Source organism: Anabaena cylindrica UHCC 0172 (assembly GCF_034931625.1).
Lineage (GTDB): Bacteria > Cyanobacteriota > Cyanobacteriia > Cyanobacteriales > Nostocaceae > Anabaena > Anabaena cylindrica_A.
Genome location: NZ_JAYGGY010000101.1, coordinates 25525 through 45121, shown reverse-complemented (window position 1 = coordinate 45121; position 19597 = coordinate 25525). Strand labels below are relative to the sequence as shown.

Here is a 19597-nt window from a genome sequence, read left to right as displayed (position 1 = left end):
AGCTGAATTGTAAGAATTGAGGAGTCAGGAGAAAGAAGGAAAGAGAATATTTTTCTCTTCTGTTCTCTGTTCCCTGCTATATCAAACATTCTGTATCCTGAATCCTTACGCTGAATTTAGTTAACTGACTACTTTTAATTCCAGTTACCAATCATTGTAAAAGCAGACCAATAATATGGATGAGACAAGTTGATCTTACCTAAATTAACCAGTTCTGGCGGTAGAGCAATAGGCTTTTCTGGCGATAGATATAATTCTTTATCTGTTATGTGTACTTCCCCCTTTAGCATAGCTAATTGAGCTTGTCTAAGAGATTCAGATCGCAAAGAAGTAGTGCTTAACTGCTCATAAAATTTAGTCATTAGCGCCAGAGAGCCTTGATCACTCACATACCACAGACTACCCAAAACTGATTTTACCCCTGCTTGCACAGCTAAACCAGAAAATCCAAATTCTGCCTCCTGACTACCCAAAGCAGTTCTACAAGCACTTAAAACTAGCATTTCTACTTTTGGATCTTTTCTCCATCCTAATTTCTGAGATATATTTTTCAACTGATCTATGTGAATTTTTTGATTCCAAAATTGCAGGTAAGAATTGCTAATTTTTCCCGATTTAAAATCACCATGAGTTGCTAAGTGCAGAATTCCAAAATGCTTATTAAAACTGAGAGATTCAAAATTCTCTAGTGTTGAGTCTTGATCTAATAATATCTGACTTTGACTGCGCCAAATATTTTTACTCACTGTGTTGATTTCTAATGGTACAGATGGTAAAGGATCTTGCCCTTCTGTACTTTTCGATATTCCTAGTGCTAAAATATCTGAATCAACTATTGGTATATAACGGGTATCTGTGAGGCTAAAACTGGGGATGATACCCACACTATATTTTTCAATTAAAAACTGTTTTCCATCATATAAAGCAGCTACAGGAAGAGAGCGTAAACCACTATCCATTGAAAATATTACCGTATTTATTTTATTCACTTCTAAGGCTGTTTCTATAGGGGCGATTATCCATGTATATAGTTTTTCAGCACTCATGAAATAATCTTTATCTCTAACATTAGTAACTTTAGAGCGAAACTCTTGAGCAATTTTTTGAATATTGCTACTGTTAGCTTCCACAACATATTTACGAACAATCTCACCAACTTTTACTGAAGTTTCTTGTGATAGCAGCAAAAAACTTTTTTTCCAGCTTTTAGTATCGTTTAATAAATCTTTCTCCTCTGGTTTTGGGGGAATGAGAATTAAACTAAGTTTATCTTCTAGCGAAGTTACATAAAGAACTGCTGCATTTCGTCCTGTCAATTTAGCCAACTTACTCAAATCATCAGCAATTTCTTCAGGTGAACTAATTTCGCCAAAAAAATCAGTCCCCAGATATGTCCCATATTCTACTGCATTCAGTTCTTCAAGCTGTTCAACTGCTGCATCGGGTGTTGTATTATCAAAATTATTATCAAAGACTTGACGATCAATGATTAGGTTATCAGGCAGATCATTAGAATTAACAATTTCTTGAGGATCAGGATTAGTAATATCTGACTGATTTCCTACTTGAGCTTGAACAGATTTAAAGAAAAATAGAACTAAAATAACTGATAAAAAAATAGAGAAAAATGAACGAGTAAATTTCATCATTGTCATCCTAAACTTTGGCGATAAATTCATTTAAAAAGAAATGCTATAACCAATTCCTAATATAAATCGTATACCATCACCAGCATTGCCAGTAATATCGCTAATACCTGGAGTTATAACTAAAGGAATTTTCTTAAATGGGGCTACAGATATACCCAAACCTAAATCTTGTCCACTCCATTCGACAATTGTAGTCACAGGTTGAGCAACTTTCAAAGCCACACTACCAAAAACACCGATAGAATCAATATTATTTCTAATATTTGATTCTGAACGAAACTGTCCCCCACCAACACCAGCAGAGACATAAAGCCGACTAAATGGCTTGCTATCGCTATCTTGGAGACGGAACATTTTCGTAATCACACCGTAACCAGATGAACCCCCATCAGTGTTACCAAAAGTCACTAAATTCTTAACACCAACAGCCACGGCTAAATCGTATGGAAGTTGACGATGTAATTTGAAACTAATGTTTCCATCTTCAAAAGAACTTATGTCAACAACACCTATATTGACATCTAAACCAACTGATTTTTTCCCATCACCAAAACCAATACCAACCCCTAGAACTCCATCTATTGCGTCAGTAAAGCGAGCGCGAGATTGTAATCCTACCCCAAAAGAAGCTCTCCTCCAGGATTTACCATAAGCTGATGGTGTGAGCATAGTAATACCCGGAGATGAAAGCGGGCGCACTTTTTTCTTTTCTAAAACCAAGGGCAGTTTTTGTGGTTTAAATGGTTTTTGTTCTGGGTATATAGGCTCTGTCTGTAAGCTATTTTCACGAATTAGATCAACACTTTTATCTGTATCTGTTGCCGGTAATTGACTGAAGGCATCAGCAGACTCTGTTATTGCTGTTGGTGTGATTTGATTTATATATCCTTGGCTCAGTCCTGTGGAGAAAAACTCATTGAGAGGGTCTGGATTTGAAAACTGACTGGTGGTTAATTGATGATCATAGATAATTTCGCTATGCAGATAATTGTAAATTTCTATGTAAGAATAATTGTCTATAAAGTACATAATTATACCCTTGAGAGAAGATGATGTAAATTAAGAAATGTCAATTAGCTGTATCATATAGTGTGGATGAAAATTTACCACTCTATTTATGCTGCCAAGATGAAACAATTATTTATACCTGATGGTGGTGGTTATTATATCAATAGTCATAGTAATTTTTTAACTTTTCTCAGAATAAATTTACTTATGACTTAGGGGTTTGGTAACTGTTTTAAGTTTATGGTTAAGACTTAAAAAGTTGACAGTTTTGATGATGATCAACTAGTAGCTCATTTACTGGTATAAAATAAATAAGATTATTGTTAAGCTTGCACGTCTCCCTCACAGGTTTTGTAACGACTGATTAAAAATCTGGTTAAATCTAGATGTACGCAGAGCGTTCCCGCAGGGTAAGCTGATTACGGTTTGATACTTGTACTGATGTTCTATTTATAATTTGTAATTATGCTCACTAGCGTTGATCGTTTGTTATTTGTCCGGCGCGTTCCCATTTTTAATGAATTACGAGATGATTTTGTGGTCAGACTGGCTTCTGTGATGAATGAGTTATCATATCCTGCTAATTACAGTATCTTTAAACAAGGAGAAGAAGGGCGATCGCTCTATATTGTGGTATCAGGTAAGGTCAAAGTCCATATTGGGGAAACAAAATTAGCGGAAGTCGATCAAGGAAAATACTTTGGAGAAATGGCAGTATTTGATACTCAACCCCGTTCAGCTACCGCTACGACTCTAGAATCTTGTGAATGCTTGGAACTCACCCAAGAACAACTTTATGATGCTATTGAAGAAACTCCAGAAATTGCAGTAAATATTATTCGTGAACTATCTCGGATAATTCGCCGACTGAATGAAAGTATTAGTCATTAGTGATTAATTGGATTCTTGCGTCTCTTTTATGGAGAAAAATAAAATCACTAAAATTTAATGCCGACAAATTTAAATCAAAAAAGCTCTATCCCTGAGGGCAGTAGCCAAAGCGTCTAAATTTACTTTTTTAAGTGATTGCAGCAGTAAATCTGTACAATCTGCAAATCTCCATCTGATCAGCTTTTTAGACTATTTCGTCATCCCGTCAGGTTATTTTATTATCTGTCTGAATCAGGATTTACAGGATATTGATTTTATCTGTGATGTACTAATATTTTAATTTGTCTGAATCAGGATATCCAAGATTTGAGGATTTTCAGGATATTGTTGAATGATAGTTTTTCAATGATTATCAACTATCTATAAATTACCATCTTGTTCATCCTTTAATCCTGGATATCCTGATTCAGACTTTTGACTTCCCGAAGGGTGTTCTGATTATCCTGATTCAGACTTAATAATTTTCTGTAAACTTTAAATATTAAAGTTTACAAGTCTCGATGCGAGAGAAAAGCCTCAAACCTTTCACCGCCTCCTCATACCACTTGGTTAATTGGTTGAGGTGTAGAACTTTGATGAATGAAAGTTTCCTGAGAATAAGAATTTCCTGGTTGTAACATAGAAAGATGTATGCTTGAATATGACCGTAATTTTAACAGAATCGGGTGATTGAAAATCGCGGTTAGTTCTAAACTAATGACTAAATACTAATTATGATTAAAATTCTCCATCTTTCCGATATTCACATGGGAAGTGGTTTTTCCCACGGACGCATTAATCCAATTACGGGTTTAAATACACGATTGGAGGATTTTGTCAAAACTTTATCTTTATGTATTGACCAAGCTCTAGCTGATCCTGTAGATATGGTGATATTTGGTGGTGATGCTTTTCCTGATGCTACGCCACCGCCTTACGTACAAGAAGCTTTTGCTAGTCAATTTCGTCGCCTTGTTGATGCTGATATTCCCACAGTGCTGTTAGTAGGTAATCATGATCAACATTCCCAGGGAGTGGGAGGCGCAAGTTTAAATATTTACCGGACTTTGGGTGTACCTGGGTTTGTGGTGGGTGATACTTTGACTACTCACCACATCCAAACTCGTAACGGCAAGGTGCAGGTAATTACTCTCCCTTGGTTAACCCGTTCTACTTTGATGACTCGTCAAGAAACTGCGGGTTTGTCTATGGGGGATGTTAATCAACTGTTAACAGATCGCTTACAAGTGGTTTTAGAAGGAGAAATTCGCAGACTTGACCCGGATGTACCAACGGTGCTTTTGGCACATTTGATGGCTGATAATGCGACCTTGGGGGCGGAACGTTTGTTGGCTGTGGGTAAGGGTTTTACGTTACCTTTGTCTTTGCTGACTCGTCCTTGTTTTGATTATGTGGCTTTGGGACACGTTCACCGTCACCAGAATTTAAATAAATCTAATGATCCACCGGTGATTTATCCGGGAAGTATTGAACGAGTGGATTTTAGTGAAGAGAAGGAAGATAAGGGTTATGTGATGCTGGAATTGGAACGAGGGAGGGTTGAGTGGTCATTTTGCTCGTTACCTGTTCGCACTTTCCGCACGATTGAGGTAGATTTATCTAAGGCTGATGATCCACAAAAAGTTTTGTTTAAAGCGATCGCTAAATATAATATTCAAGATACTGTAGTCCGGTTAATTTATAAACTGCGTTCTGAACAATTAGATTTAATTGATAATTCTTCTATCCATGATGTTTTAGACACAGCACATACATACACCATTCAACCAGAATTAGTTAGTCAGTTAGCTAAACCCCGCATTCCTGAATTAACCGCCAGTAGCAGTATTGACCCAATGGAAGCGTTGAAAACCTATTTGAATAATCGGGAAGATTTAAAAGACCTGGCTGAGTCTATGTTGGAAGCAGCACAGAATTTATTAGGAGATGATGGAGAAATGTGGTTAGAGTCAGTTGGAGAAAATGTCTAGATATAGAAGGTAACAGTGTCACAAGTTGATTTTTGTCTAAGTTTTATCAATACCTACATCAAGGATTTTGTTAGGTTATGCCTTAGGCACACTTCGTGAAAATTGTCACTCAACCTAGTAGTCTGATGTGTTAATAATCTGCAAAAATTGCTATATTCCAGAGACTCAGTTTTGGGTTAATCTTCAACTGAGTAGGAATAAAAATATTTATCAGGTGGACTTTCTATGTCCTTCTACCCTCAGTTTAAGCAATTTTTTCTCGGTAAATCCTTACCAACTAGCGCCCATAGTGAAGAGCGATTGAGTAATGCTGCGGCTTTGGCGGTTCTTTCTTCTGATGCTCTCTCTTCTGTCGCATACGCAACAGAGGAGATTTTGTTGGTTTTAGTAGCAGCGGGAAGTGGAGCGTTAGGCTTGTCTCTACCTATAGCTATAGCAATTATCACCCTCCTGGGAATAGTTGTGCTTTCCTATCGCCAAACCATTCGCGCTTATCCTCAAGGTGGCGGTTCTTATATTGTTGCTAGGGAAAATCTGGGACTGTATCCAGGTTTAGTAGCTGGTGGTTCGTTGATGATTGATTATATCTTGACTGTAACTGTCAGTATATCTGCTGGTACAGCCGCTCTAACATCAGCCGTTCCGGCTCTGCAATCCCACACGGTGCTGCTGTGTTTGATCTTCATCTTTTTATTAATGCTGGCAAATCTCAGAGGTGTGAAGGAATCAGGCCAAATATTTATGGTTCCTACTTTTGCCTTTATTGTGAGTATTTTCCTGCTGATTGGGATTGGTTTGTTTAAATATGGTACTGGGCAAGTTGTGACAGAATATCCCTCACTTCCTGTAACTGAAGGACTGAGTTTGTTTTTCATTTTGCGGGCTTTTTCAGCTGGATGTACAGCACTGACGGGAGTAGAAGCCATATCTGATGGGGTGTTAGCTTTTAAAGCTCCAGAATGGAAAAATGCTCGTCTGACTTTGTTGTATTTGGGGGTAATTTTGGGGTTAATGTTTGTGGGTATTAGTTACTTAGCAAACATTTATCATATTGTTCCTGAAGAGGGACAAACGGTGGTTTCTCTGTTGGGGAGACAAATTTTAGGAACTGGTCCGCTTTATTATTTTGTGCAAATTGTGACTTTGTTGGTTCTGCTGTTAGCGGCTAATACTAGCTATGCAGATTTCCCTAGACTCTGTTATTTTTTGGCACGAGATGGATTTTTACCCCGCCAGTTGTCTTTGTTGGGCGATCGCTTGGTTTATTCTAATGGTATTGTCCTCCTTAGTATCTGTGCAGGGATTTTGGTAATTATCTTCAAAGGACAAGTTAACGCAATTATCCCTCTTTATGCAGTCGGTGTCTTTACTTCCTTTACCCTTTCCCAAGCCGGAATGGTACGTCATTGGTTTCACGAACACACTGAGAATTGGCGTGCAAGTGCAGTCATGAATGGGTTGGGTGCGATCGCTACTTTTATAGTACTGTTAGTTATTATTTCGACTAAGTTCCTATTAGGAGCTTGGTTAGTAGTAGTAGCAATTCCTTTAGTAGTGGCTCTATTTGCCAGCATTCATCGTCACTATCAATATGTAGCTCAACGTCTCAGTATTCAGGGACTACCACCCCGAAGTTATATCCCTAGAACTAAACCAGAAGTTATCACTCATCCTGCTGTGGTTATAGTAGGACATCTGAATAGAGGAACAGTAGAAGCTCTAGACTATGCTCGCACAATTGCTGATGACATTGTAGCCATTCATGTTGATATTGGTGCTACAGACCGAGAAAAACTACAAGAAAAATGGCAGAATTTAGAGTCAGATATTCCTTTGGAAATTATTGACTCTCCTTACCGTTCCGTAATTGAACCAATTGTTAATTTCGTCAGTCAATTTGAAGAACATCATCCAGATGTTTTTACTACTATTATTATTCCCGTCTTTGTCACCCGCAATTGGTGGGATGGTATTCTGCACAACCAAACAACTTTGTTTTTAAAGAATGCTTTACGAGCGAAGAAAAGCCGAGTTGTAACTACTGTCAGATATTATCTGTAAATTTGAGGAGTGCGCTATGTCTAAGTTAATTTTCACAACATTGATGGCTACAACTTTATTGTTAACATCAACTAATAATTCTCCTGTCACATTAGCTGGAACTTGTGCTTCTCATTGTGGTGCAAAATCACTTCAGTTTACACCTGGTCAATATATCCGCCTACAAGTTGTAAACCGCACACCTAGAGTATTAAAACTAGAAAAATTACCAGAAATGCACCGCATCACTCTACAACCAGGACAAGAATATCGTATAAATCAGGAAAGTGCTACAGAACCAAATTTTTCTCTCCTATTTTGGGATGATACAGGAAGGTCTTTAGAAGCCACTGCTTCTAAACCTAATTTTGGTACTCTGCATTTAGAACTGCGTCCTAGTAATAAGTTTCCCGGTTATCGCTCTCTTTATATTCTCAACGATGGTAAAGTAAATATATTTTGACGGATAAAGAAGAAACGAATCGCGTTCGCGTAGCGTCCCATTAGGGATAGACGCAAAGAACGCGTTCGTCGAAGACGTTCCGTTCGCGCAGCGTCTCCGACAAGAGAAGGAAAGGGAGAAGGAAGAAAGAAAATTTATTTACCCGTCAATTAGTTCTTGACAGACTACTACTTCCCTACGGGACGCTCCGCGTAGCTTGCTTCCCGTAGGATACGCTATCCAAGTTCACCAAATCAAAGCGACTTTTCTTCCCCCTGCTCCCTGCTCCCTGCTCCCTGCTCCCTGCTCCCTGCTCCCTACCGTCACAACGACGGGATCTTTTTTTAGTTGGAAGTCTCTAAGGCGTTCCTGTGGGTAAATTATTGGGGTCAATACCCTGAGATTTTAAATAATCTATTAGCCGTTGTTTTTCCTGACGTTCCTGTTCAGCCCGTTGGCGTTCTTGTGAAATCTGTTCTACAGACCAAGGTAACAAATTACCTGCTTCATCCCACCATCTTAACCAATAACCTGTTCTGGCTTCTTTTTCTCCTCTCCAAGTTCCCAAAAATAAGCCCATTGCATCAATCCAATGCAGACCATTTTCATCTGGTTGTTTTAATTCATAGCGACCGTTTTCTAGTTGATAATATTCTAATAAACCGCCATTAGGGTCAAAAATTACATAAATGGGAACTTGTAAAATTTGCTCGTAAAAAAACCATTTTCCTGGTGGATAGGTGCGTTTAAAAGAATACTCTCCACCTTCATTATCCGATAAAAATTCCATCACTATAGCTGGAATATCACCTTCTAAATTTGGTGTGTAGCTTTTACGTTCAGCTAAAATCTCTTTAACCGCTGGAACATATAACCAATCAGGTGCTTTAGCTATAAATTGACCATTTAGTGTGGCACACAAACCAAAATTTGAAGCTATCAACATTTGAGGTTGTATGAAATCCGCAATTTCTAAACTTTCTCGCAAAGCACCAGCTAAAATTGGCTGTCCTGTATTTTCCACCGGTTCATCCTCTAACTGAAAATCATCGGGTAAGGCTTCCCAAGAGATTACCAGTTCAGTGGGGGATTTGATTTCACTGATTTGGGCTACCATAAAGACTGCCTTTTGTGGATTTGTTTTTATTTTACAGCACTTCCCGGTGTTATGAGGTACAAGAAACCCTACTCCGCAAGCGATGAGAGGGCTATGATGTAGCTTATATAATTGGAAACTGCTGTATCTGATACTCTGATACGATGTAATTTTATGTCTGAATCTTGTCTGAAGATCCATTAGGATATTACCTATGACCAATTACTTAATTCTCAGTGCTAGATCGACCTGTAACTGAAATTTTAAAATCCGTCAAACGCTTACCTCACCAACGTTGGCAAATTGCACCAGCAAATCCTGAATTAGCTCAAAAGTTGGCTGATTTAACAAATATATCGCCAATTATCAGCCAGTTGTTGATTAATCGGGGTATGGAAACACCAGCAGCAGCAGCAGAATTTTTAAATCCCGAATCGTTAAATTTACCTTCTCCATTGGAGGATTTTCCCGATTTAGCGGTGAGTGTAGAATTATTGGAAAATGCGATCGCACATCAGGAAAAAATAGCTATCTGTGGAGACTACGATGCAGATGGCATGACTAGTACTGCATTACTACTCCGCAGCCTCCGCGCTTTGGGTGCTAATGTAGATTACGCTATCCCTAGTCGGATGCACGAAGGTTATGGAATTAACAAACGCATTATTGAAGAATTCCACAGCGAAGGAGTCGGATTAGTTTTAACTGTAGACAATGGTATATCTGCTTTTGAACCCATTGCTAGAGCCAGAGAACTGGGTTTAAAGGTAATTATCACCGACCATCACGACATTCCCCCCATTTTACCCCCAGCTAACGCCATTCTTAATCCGAAATTAATAGCTGAGTCTTCACCTTATCGGGGTGTGGCTGGTGTGGGTGTGGCTTATATTTTAGCCGTATGTTTAGCCCAGCAATTAGGACAAATTAAGGGTTTAGTGCAACCGATGTTAGCGTTGTTTACCTTGGGAACTATTGCCGATTTAGCTCCTTTAACTGGTGTTAATCGCCGTTGGGTAAAACGTGGTTTAAAGTTATTACCTAAATCTACTTTACCAGGAGTGCAAGCTTTAATTCAAGTGGCTGGAGTGCAAGCAACTGAAGGGGAAACTGAAAGTAATCCAAAATCAAAAACTCAAAATCAAAAATCGTTAAAGCCGGAAGATATTGGATTTCGATTGGGGCCACGCATTAATGCCATTGGTCGAATTGGCAACCCACAAACAGTGATAGAATTGCTGACTACTGATGATATGGGATTAGCACTGGAAAGAGCAATGCAGTGTGAACAAATAAACATCCAACGTCAGCAGATGTGTGAGCAAATTGAACAAGAAGCGATCGCACTTGTTGAAGATTTATATGTAAACTCTTTACAAAAAGACCGGGTATTAGTCGTTGTTAAAGATAATTGGCATCATGGTGTCATTGGCATTGTCGCTTCTCGCTTGCTGGAACGTTACGGTGTGCCTGTGTTCATTGGTACTTATGAGGATGACAGCGTAATTCGCGGTTCAGCGCGGGGAATTCCTGAATTTAACGTTTTTGCAGCTTTAGAATATTGTCGGGACTTGCTGGGGAAATTTGGTGGACATAAAGCCGCAGGAGGATTTTCTCTGCCAGCAGATAATTTACTCTCAGTGCGATCGCGTTTATCTGAGTTTGCAAATCAGTGTTTAGAACCCCAACACCTCAAACCACTACTAAAAATTGATGCCCAAGCCAACCTCAATCAAATCAATCAGGATTTATATCAACAGCTAAATATTCTCCATCCCTGTGGTATTGAAAACCCAGATCCTATATTCTGGACAGCTAATGCACAAGTAATTGAGCAGCAAATTGTCGGTAAAGGTCACATTAAACTGACCCTAGCGCAGACTATAGATAATATCAGATATCAAATTAAAGCGATCGCTTGGCGTTGGCGTGATTACTTCCCCCTACCTGCGCGAGTAGATATAGCTTACAAACTCCGGGAAAATAACTTCAATGACAAAATCACCATTGAAATGGAGTTAGTCGGTCTTCGACTCCCCAGCCAGTTTTCAATATTTTCTCACCCACAATCTCAAAAATTACGCGCCAACTTTGAATACCAACAACGTCAATATACCTGTGGCGTTTATCAAAACGGTGTTGATGCAGAATTAAGAATTAAAAATCCTGAAGGTAAAGTTTTAGCCATGCAGCCTGGGGATAATACTGGACTATTAGGAAGCAATCGTCATGATGCCAAAAAGGTTAATCTATCTCTACCTCAGTATGATGGCATTATTGAAGCTGCGGTTCAGGCTTTGGTTAGTTGTGAGCAAAACTAATCAACACAAATCTTTGAATAAGTGGTAATTGGTAATTGGCTAAACTATACCCATTACCCATTACCCATTACCCATTACCCAATCTACAGGTTGCCGTTGCGAAAAGCCAAGAGAAAAATTACTACTGGCCCAGAAATGATGATTAGACCTACGCAGGTCAATTGAAAAATGACTTCCCAATTAATGTTGGCTAAAGCTTCCATTGTTTTCTTTTCCTCTCTAATTGTCTTAAAAAGTTTAATAATTCAACTGCAAAACCCGCAATAGATCATATCCGGGAAGCGGACACCAGATTTAATTTACTTAACAAAATTATAGAAAACGATATAAAAAAGTAAAATAGCAACAAATCACAAGGTAAATTAAATTATGACTACCTGGCAATGTGTAAAACAATGTGGAGCCTGCTGTCATCTTGATCCAGCAGATCGTCCAGATTTGGAAGAGTATCTCTCACCAGAAGAACTGGGGCTTTATCTGAGTATGGTAGGGGACAAGGGATGGTGCGTTAATTTTGACCATACCACGCGAGAATGCGGCATTTATGACCAGCGTCCGCGTTTCTGTCGGGTGGAAACTGAGATATTTCAGGATATGTATGGGATTGAACCAGACGAACTTAGCGATTTTGCTATTGACTGCTGTCGTGAGCAAATTGAGGCTGTTTATGGCGATCGCAGTTTGGAAATTATCCGGTTTGATCAAGCAGTTGGTTTTTGATTTAATTCATACAGGCATTCTCTCATTGTGTTTTTGAACGCAGTAATCAATGAGAGATTCATTTTAATAGACCTAAATGTTGCTAATGCTTACAAAGTTTCTATGCGATCCCATATATCTAACAATAATTTCAAGCTAGATAAATGATTCATTGATTCACATCGCTTTTTTAACGCATCTAGATACTTTTTATCTTCTACAACCTTTGGATTTTTCTTACTATAAGACAAACCAAATTGTCTGAGATATTCTTTGAGATAATGTTCATGAAATTTCGCTTTTGTGCTAAAAATATGCCCAGGTGGACATAAATACATTTCTTCAGGATCATTTACCAAAATATCGTAATATGCCTGAAAATCTGATAAAACTGTAGAACTTCCAATTGAACTATATTCGTTAGGAATTTCTGCATTACCCAATGCCCATGTTTCAATACAGCAATGCTGAATTATTATATGAATCTCTGTTTTTGAGCTATCTATATTGTAGCCTGACTTTAGATCATCAAGTTTAGATTTCACTTCATTAAAACGATCAATATAAGAATTTTCTTCGGAGTCAATACATATAAAAAAATGATTTACATTGCCGAATGTTTCTATATCCATTAAACAGGCTTCAAGTCGAGAAACTCCAGGATATTGCTTAGGCTTACTCACCATATTTGGATATCCATCACCTGCAATAATTCGACAAGTATTCATTGTCATATCTTCAGGGCGCACAACAAAAGTTAAGCTAGGAAATAAATGTTGTAACCATGCTTTATATACTTTTGGTTCAGTCTTTCCCCCCTCTACTAAAAATAAAAGATTCACTCAGAAACTTCCTCACTATCAAGTAAATTAACTAATTGAGTAAACTTATCTAAACTAGAAGCTGTATTAAGTTCTGGAATATCAGAAGCTTTTCTAACTCTGACTTTGTTTCCGTATTTACTAACTATTTGCCAAGTTTCCCAAGGAATATTATTGATAATATATGGATGATGGCTAGTAAGTATAAACTGTACATCTGGGGATTTATCAAGGATAAAATCTGTTAGTTCAGCCATACAGTTAATTCCTAAACTGTTCTCAAATTCATCAATTAAAATCACGGATTCTTCAGGAGCAGCAGTTACTTCAACCAAAAAAATTAAAGTACGAAACATACCGGATGAAATTCGCTGTTGAGGAATCCAGTCTTCTAAACCATTTTCTTGAATTTCAAAGGATAACAGAAAATCACCATCTAAGTCTCTCTCGCTACTAACTCTCACATCTTTCACATCTGGGAATATATCAAAGTAACAATCTTTGATTTCACTAAAAATATCAGGAAAAAATTCCTGCAAAAATAAAGCCTTTAAGATTGGTGGAACGCCAGCAAAATCTTCTAATACTGGTGGATCACCAGCAAATTTTATATCTGAAATTTGTTCTATTTTATTCAAAATATTAGATTCTGCCTTAATCATGAGTTCCTGACGAGTTTCAAAATTGAATATTAATCTCTCAAAGGCTTTACCAACTGGAATAATCAAATCTTCTTCTGAAAGAAGAGTAATTGCACTTTCAGTTCTTTTCAACTTAGGCAATTTTTCGTTATTGAATTTTGAATCTGAATCATTGCGGAGAAGTATCTCTAGTTCAGAATCATCATCATATCGAACTAATTTTTCAGAAACAATTTCGGTCTGTTCTGACTCATTTACATTTAGAAGAATTTCTTCGTCCTTGAGTGAGGAACTTTGTAATTCCCACCTATAATTTTGTCCTAAATGAGAGAAATTGATACTCCATTCTAAATCATCTAAGTTACGATTTCTACCTTTTGCAACATCACAAATTAAATTAAGTGCCTTTAAAATTCTTGTCTTTCCAACTCCAGAACCACCGACAAGTAAATTTAGATCCTCAAATTTAACTTCCTCAATGTGCCAATTTTCTTTATTGTTACTGAATTTAAAACTCTGTATTTTCATATTTCTTATTTTTCTTAACAAGTAATTATATAGAGAATCTAAAATATCTTCAATTCACTCTATATCCGGTATTTTAGCACTCAAAGTTATGATAAGAGATTTTGTTTTAGATTACTTTTTAATATCATTAATTAAGCGCATATTCTCATCAACAATCTTTATGTAAACAAGAAATACTGCTATTTGCTTGATATTGCCTCATTACGAGTATAAGCAGAGCGATCGCAGTTTGGAACAAATCCGGTTTGATCAAGCTGTTGGTTTTTAATCTGCTATTTTCTTGACTACAGTTGCAATTTATTACAAAAATCTGAGAAAATGAGAAGAATATGAAAACAACTTAAGGACAAGATAACGCCTGTGAAACTTGACTCCGTATCTGTAAGCCAGTCAGAACTAAAAGACACCAATATTTATCTAGTTGAGCCTGTAATTCAGGATAGTCCCAAAAAGCAGGATTCAGCCTTGGTGGTATTTGGAACTACCTTCATCACCATATTTTTGGCAGAAATTGGCGATAAGACTCAACTATCCACTCTGTTAATGAGTGCAGAATCTCATCAACCTTGGGTAGTGTTTATTGGTTCTGGGGCTGCATTGATTACTACTAGCTTGTTAGGTGTGCTTTTGGGTGGTTGGATAGCCAGTAAACTCAGTCCAAAAACTGTAGAAAAGTCAGCAGGGGTAATGTTACTCCTAATTTCTATAATGCTTTTTTGGGATGTTTTTATCGGTTAATCGTTATTAATTATACAGAGAATCAATTATGAACTGGCATCTTTTAGGTTTGAGCTTTATTACAGTTTTTCTATCAGAATTAGGTGATAAAAGTCAGTTAGCTGCGATCGCTCTTTCTGGTCGTGGTCAATCTCGAAAGGGTGTGTTTTTCGGCACTGCTGGAGCGTTAGTATTAACCAGCTTGTTGGGAGCATTAGCCGGGGGAGCAGTTGCGGAATTATTTCCTACACGCATCTTAAAAGCGATCGCAGCGGTGGGTTTTGCCATTCTCGCCATCCGTCTACTTTTACCAAACAGTCAAGCTGAAGCTAAATCAGAATAATTCAGTATTTGCAGTAGGGTGGGAAATGCCCACCTTAATCTCAAACTTCCTGCCAGCACCAGTTTAAAATCATCCCACCTGCAACAAGCTTGAATACTTCCAGGAGAAAATAACCACCGTGTAGTACATTCATTGTTGCTGGCACTGTACTGGATGCAAATAAACTTAAATTACTTCCTAAAGCGCACATTTGTGGGGTTAAAAAATACGTATCCAGCAAAGCGGCTGTTAGCAAAAGTGCCGATAAAACTATACTTCCCAAACGCCAATTAGATTTAGCTTGGCCAATAGCCAGAACTCCAGTCAAAACTACAGCCGCAGATAGTAATTCAAGGCGATTAAAATTCCAAAAAATTGCATAGCCTGCTGTAGAAAAACTAGCTTGGTTCATCATGCCAGAGATATAAAGACTAGGCATAATTACCCAATCTAAAACCAAGCTGGCACTAAGCCAAAAACCCAAAGTCAACATAATGGCTGTTTGCCAAGTTGAGCGTTTAAATTCAAAATTAGAAATAGCGTTCATAAAAATAATTGCTTGTGTTCTACTCCTAGTTTCTATCTAGAGAATTGATTTGACAACAAATATCAATTAACTGTTACAAACTAGAGGCTATACAACCTTTCTACAGTGAATTTTGAGGTTTTGTATCTTCTTTTTTTAAGTTTAATTACAAAATAATAAAAACCATTAAAAAACAAAAACCTATAATAATTGAAGTTAGTAAGTATCTAAATACAGCTAAATTTTGGAAATTAATACGGTAATCAATCGGGCTTTTTCAAATTTACGCCAGCTTTGCAGCTTTATTTATATTCATAAATGGTGCATTAGGCCAAGAGACATAACACACCCTAAAAATGGCAGATTTTTTCCAGCAAGCAATTACAGCGGTTTCCAATTATCTAAGGTACATCATAGCCCCCTCATCGCTTGCCTACGGTATATACACATCCTGACCCAGAGAGAGTTTTCAGCCCTAAAAACCGAATTTAACTGTAAATCCGGTTCCCCTCCTCGCTTGCGGGGAGGGGGTAGGGTTCTTGTACCTCATAACACCGAGAAGTGCTGTAAAGCTTATTTTTCATTAAACGTCCAAACACCATCATCCCAAGTTTGATCAGATGGGGGTGACTGTATCCAATGCTGACAACGACCTAGATATAACATAGAGGCTTTATCATTGTTGTCAGCTAATAAAGCTTTGACAAACTCCGATTGGGCTTTTACGAACTGACGTTGAAGATAATATTCGCGTCCTTGATGATAATGCTCAATTAGTTCTAGTTTGGTATCACTAATCAAATCAGAACGCAAACCTAGCAACTCATAGATAGCTACTGGCTCATTTCGTCCTTTAACGCGGATATAATCTAATTCCCTCGCCCAAATATCTTTTTCGCAGATTCGATATGTATTATCGCTGACAATAATATCGCAACCATACTGCTTACTGACACTTTCTAGTCGGGAACCAAGATTAACACCATCACCAATAGCGGTAAATTCCATCCGTTTACTAGAGCCAATATTGCCACTAATGACAGTATCAGAATTAATCCCAATGCCAATCTTGATCCTGGTTTTGTTCACAGCTTGGCGACTTTCGTTCAATTCTTCTAAACGAGAGCGCATTTCTAGAGAAGTTTGCACTGCCATGCGAGCGTGTTCTTTTAAAGGTAGAGGAGAACCAAATACAGCCATGATGGCATCGCCAATATATTTGTCTAAAGTACCTTTATGTCTAAAGACAGCCTCAACCATTGATTCAAAATATTCATTCAGCATACCCACCACTTCCTCAGCTTCCATGTTTTCCGTGAGAGTGGTGTAGCCACGAATATCAGAGAATAAAATAGTAACTTCTTTGCGATCGCCCCCTAGTTTAGCATCATCTAATTTCAGCAGTTCTTCTGCCAACTCCTGAGTCATGTAACGGTACATAGTACTCTTGAGCCGCTTTTCATCACTAATATCATCCATGACCACCAGTGCGCCACAAACTTGATTTTGGTCGCTGACATCAGCAATAGTATTCAGTGATAAATTAATACTATGCTGTTCGTTATTTGTAGTCAAAAGCGTGCGATCAGGGTAATATTGCTGACTAGTTTTTAAATCTGTTGCGTGTAAAGCATCTACAAACCACTTACTAAAATCACCTTCCTTAATATTCACAACATCACTAACTAATCTGCCTTCCAAACGTTCTTCGTCATCAAATCCTAATAACCGTTTAGCACTTTCATTAGCAGTGATGATATGTCCTGTTTTATCTGAAGAAATTACACCATTAGAAAGACTCCGCAGAATATCTCTCTGCATTTGTTCTTGTTGTTGAACTTTGGCAAACAACTGAGCATTTTGTAGCGCCACACCTGCTTGAATATTAAAAGCTTCCATGAACTCTTCATCATTATGATCAAAACTAGCTTGGAAGCATTCAGGAGCATCAGGCCAATTAGCAGGATCATAGGGAGGAAAATCTCCTAGTTTCTTTTTATTAACTAACTGGGTAACACCAATCAACTCTTGATCGCTGTTAAACACCGGCATACAAAGTAGGCTACAGGTGCGGAAGTTAGTTTGTATATCCATAGCTTTAGCCGTGTCTGAGTCTGGATGCTCATATAAGTCAAAGGGAATATTTAACTTCTTGCCAGATGCAGCAACTATACCAGCAAAGCCTTTACCCATAGGTACTCGTAATTCTTTATCTAGGCCATTGTCCTGAGTAATTTTTGTCCACAATTCATTGCGATCGCGGTCTATTAACCACAAAGTACTGCGATCGGCATTCATCAATTCCTTAGCCTCAGCCATTACCCGTTTCAGGGTATCTTCTAAATCAAGACTACTTTGACTCAGAGACTTGATCGCCTTCATTAAAGCCGCAGCAGCCCTTTGTTTTTGTGTCGCAATATAAAAAGAGCGAGATGACTCTAAAATGAGGCGAATTGAAGGTGCAAAATCTTCAAATAATTTCTCATCAGCACTAGTAAATCCATTATTATCAATACGCTCATACAGCGGATCTTCTGGATTATGTACGTATTTTAATTTGTTTAATAATTGTACAACCGCCACCAATTTTTCATCTTCATTTAACAGCGGTAAAGCTAACATCGTGTAGGTGCGGTAGCCATTTCTTTTGTCTTGTTCTTGAGCAAATCCTGACCGCTCATCTGTATAAAAATCAAACGGTATATTGACTACTCGCTTGAAAGTTGCAACTTCGCCAGCAATACCTTTATCCGATGGAATCCGAATCTCTAATGGTCGCTTACCTTTTCCTTCAGCTAAAATAGACCAGAGTTCTTGGTTTTCTTCATCTAATAAAAATATTGTTGTCCGATCTGCTCCGAGTAATTCCCCTGTTTTCAAGGTAATCGAATGTAGCATTTCCTGTAGGATAGTTTCAAAACCCTGATAATCCAGCATGGATAAGGTTTCGTTAACAATCCTTAATTTATGCTCTACTTCCTGAACTACTTGTTTAAAAGTATCTTGAGTCAAGGGAGCAAGAAACTGAGAAATAGATCCTTTTCTTGTAGCTAGACTAACTACAGGTGAGGAGTTTTTTTGTAACTCATAGACTTCTTGATTATTAATATCAATCATCAAATCTGTAGACTCTTCAGCATTCGGGTTTTGCACTGACATAACTTATTTGATATAGTATGATTTAGAATTTACGACTGTTCAACTGTACTATTAATTTATCTTAGTTTTTGCTTCTAACTATCTATCATTGCCTGACAGTATATACTCTTTGTTTCGCCAGGGTAATCCTGTGGAGGAGAAAGGCTGAACAACGGAGAATTCACGTTAGAGCTAAAAAGTACTTGCATAGGTGTACCCAAGCTCAGATATAAAAGCAGGAAGCTTTACCAATCATTATATAGGATATGGGAATATAAGCGGCTTTTAAACCTCCTCTTTTGTTCTTTTGATTCGACGTTTCAATCCACGTATCAATTCACGCAACACATCTGTCTGATTTCTACCTGTTTGTTCACAATACTCTTTCAGTAAATCTTTCTCTGGCTGGGTCAATCTAAAAGTTATGTAAATTTCAGGTTTAGGCATATTTTCAGATACCATTAACTGAGGTATCTTGATTTTAGTAGATTTGGCAATTACAGGAAAGAGCAATAAGTTTTATTATTGCCAATAGATGAAATAGCCTCAGTACAAGTATTACCCATATAAAATTCAAAATTGGTATCAATTACTTCCAAAAAATCATATTAGGGAGACTATTCACCTTAAAAACTATAGGTGCAGTTGAGGTTTAGCATTGCTCTAGCTGCATAAATTTACGTAATAAATTTTCGATTATAGTCTAAATTTAGTACATATACCAGGAAGATAAAAGGACATCGTTTTGAATTCGGAAAAAGTTCCGAATCATTATTTGTGGTAAATGT

17 protein-coding genes are annotated in these 19597 nt (G+C 37.7%); 8 read left to right on the top strand and 9 right to left on the bottom strand.

Features of this window, described 5'->3' with window-relative positions:
• Positions 1 to 134 precede the first annotated feature (134 nt).
• Positions 135 to 1649 carry a CHAT domain-containing protein gene (locus tag VB713_RS22745; RefSeq protein WP_323313780.1) on the bottom strand — a complete coding sequence of 505 codons (1515 nt, stop codon included), beginning with the start codon at positions 1647 to 1649 and terminating at the stop codon, positions 135 to 137.
• Positions 1650 to 1679: 30 nt separating this feature from the next.
• On the bottom strand, positions 1680 to 2678 hold the full coding sequence (locus tag VB713_RS22740; protein ID WP_323313779.1) for a hypothetical protein: 999 nt from the start codon (positions 2676 to 2678) through the stop codon (positions 1680 to 1682).
• Positions 2679 to 3122: 444 nt separating this feature from the next.
• Between VB713_RS22740 and VB713_RS22735 the strand changes: the two genes are divergently transcribed.
• From VB713_RS22735 to VB713_RS22720, 4 genes are all read left to right on the top strand, one after another.
• Positions 3123 to 3548, top strand: coding sequence for a cyclic nucleotide-binding domain-containing protein (locus VB713_RS22735; protein WP_323313778.1), 426 nt, complete (start codon positions 3123 to 3125; stop codon positions 3546 to 3548).
• A 713-nt stretch (positions 3549 to 4261) separates the two neighbouring features.
• Complete coding sequence (locus VB713_RS22730) at positions 4262 to 5518, top strand: exonuclease SbcCD subunit D (RefSeq protein WP_323313777.1); 1257 nt, start codon at positions 4262 to 4264, stop codon at positions 5516 to 5518.
• A 225-nt stretch (positions 5519 to 5743) separates the two neighbouring features.
• On the top strand, positions 5744 to 7579 hold the full coding sequence (locus VB713_RS22725) for an APC family permease (RefSeq protein ID WP_323313776.1): 1836 nt from the start codon (positions 5744 to 5746) through the stop codon (positions 7577 to 7579).
• A 16-nt stretch (positions 7580 to 7595) separates the two neighbouring features.
• On the top strand, positions 7596 to 8021 hold the full coding sequence (locus VB713_RS22720) for a hypothetical protein (RefSeq protein ID WP_323313775.1): 426 nt from the start codon (positions 7596 to 7598) through the stop codon (positions 8019 to 8021).
• 337 nt (positions 8022 to 8358) lie between these two features.
• Here VB713_RS22720 and VB713_RS22715 read toward each other — a convergent pair whose 3' ends face one another.
• Positions 8359 to 9117 (bottom strand): Uma2 family endonuclease, encoded by a 759-nt coding sequence (locus tag VB713_RS22715; RefSeq protein ID WP_323313774.1) that lies wholly within the window; start codon positions 9115 to 9117, stop codon positions 8359 to 8361.
• A 215-nt stretch (positions 9118 to 9332) separates the two neighbouring features.
• On the opposite strand from VB713_RS22715, the gene recJ reads away from it, so the two are divergent.
• Entirely contained in the window at positions 9333 to 11417 is a 2085-nt protein-coding gene (recJ, locus tag VB713_RS22710; protein WP_323313773.1) for a single-stranded-DNA-specific exonuclease RecJ, read from the top strand.
• 83 nt (positions 11418 to 11500) lie between these two features.
• Here recJ and psb30 read toward each other — a convergent pair whose 3' ends face one another.
• Positions 11501 to 11620, bottom strand: a complete 120-nt coding sequence (gene psb30, locus VB713_RS22705) for a photosystem II reaction center protein Ycf12/Psb30 (RefSeq protein WP_323313772.1) — start codon at positions 11618 to 11620, stop codon at positions 11501 to 11503.
• Between the two features lie 166 nt (positions 11621 to 11786).
• Between psb30 and VB713_RS22700 the strand changes: the two genes are divergently transcribed.
• Complete coding sequence (locus VB713_RS22700) at positions 11787 to 12137, top strand: YkgJ family cysteine cluster protein (protein WP_323313771.1); 351 nt, start codon at positions 11787 to 11789, stop codon at positions 12135 to 12137.
• An 89-nt stretch (positions 12138 to 12226) separates the two neighbouring features.
• Here VB713_RS22700 and VB713_RS22695 read toward each other — a convergent pair whose 3' ends face one another.
• Positions 12227 to 12958 carry a hypothetical protein gene (locus VB713_RS22695; protein ID WP_323313770.1) on the bottom strand — a complete coding sequence of 244 codons (732 nt, stop codon included), beginning with the start codon at positions 12956 to 12958 and terminating at the stop codon, positions 12227 to 12229.
• Complete coding sequence (locus tag VB713_RS22690; protein WP_323313769.1) at positions 12955 to 14106, bottom strand: ATP-binding protein; 1152 nt, start codon at positions 14104 to 14106, stop codon at positions 12955 to 12957. Before VB713_RS22690 ends, VB713_RS22695 begins: the two co-directional genes overlap by 4 nt.
• A 360-nt stretch (positions 14107 to 14466) precedes the next feature.
• On the opposite strand from VB713_RS22690, the gene VB713_RS22685 reads away from it, so the two are divergent.
• Positions 14467 to 14844, top strand: coding sequence for a TMEM165/GDT1 family protein (locus tag VB713_RS22685; RefSeq protein WP_323313768.1), 378 nt, complete (start codon positions 14467 to 14469; stop codon positions 14842 to 14844).
• Between the two features lie 28 nt (positions 14845 to 14872).
• Positions 14873 to 15166 (top strand): TMEM165/GDT1 family protein, encoded by a 294-nt coding sequence (locus VB713_RS22680; RefSeq protein ID WP_323313767.1) that lies wholly within the window; start codon positions 14873 to 14875, stop codon positions 15164 to 15166.
• A 40-nt stretch (positions 15167 to 15206) separates the two neighbouring features.
• Here the strand turns inward: VB713_RS22680 and VB713_RS22675 are convergent, their stop codons facing one another.
• From VB713_RS22675 to VB713_RS22665, 3 genes are all read right to left on the bottom strand, one after another.
• On the bottom strand, positions 15207 to 15692 hold the full coding sequence (locus VB713_RS22675) for a hypothetical protein (protein ID WP_323313766.1): 486 nt from the start codon (positions 15690 to 15692) through the stop codon (positions 15207 to 15209).
• Positions 15693 to 16244: 552 nt separating this feature from the next.
• The gene (locus tag VB713_RS22670) at positions 16245 to 18830 is read right to left on the bottom strand and encodes a GAF domain-containing protein (RefSeq protein WP_323313765.1); all 2586 of its coding nucleotides are present in this window, start codon (positions 18828 to 18830) and stop codon (positions 16245 to 16247) included.
• Between the two features lie 264 nt (positions 18831 to 19094).
• Positions 19095 to 19256, bottom strand: a complete 162-nt coding sequence (locus VB713_RS22665) for a ribbon-helix-helix protein, CopG family (RefSeq protein WP_323313764.1) — start codon at positions 19254 to 19256, stop codon at positions 19095 to 19097.
• Positions 19257 to 19597: the final 341 nt, after the last annotated feature.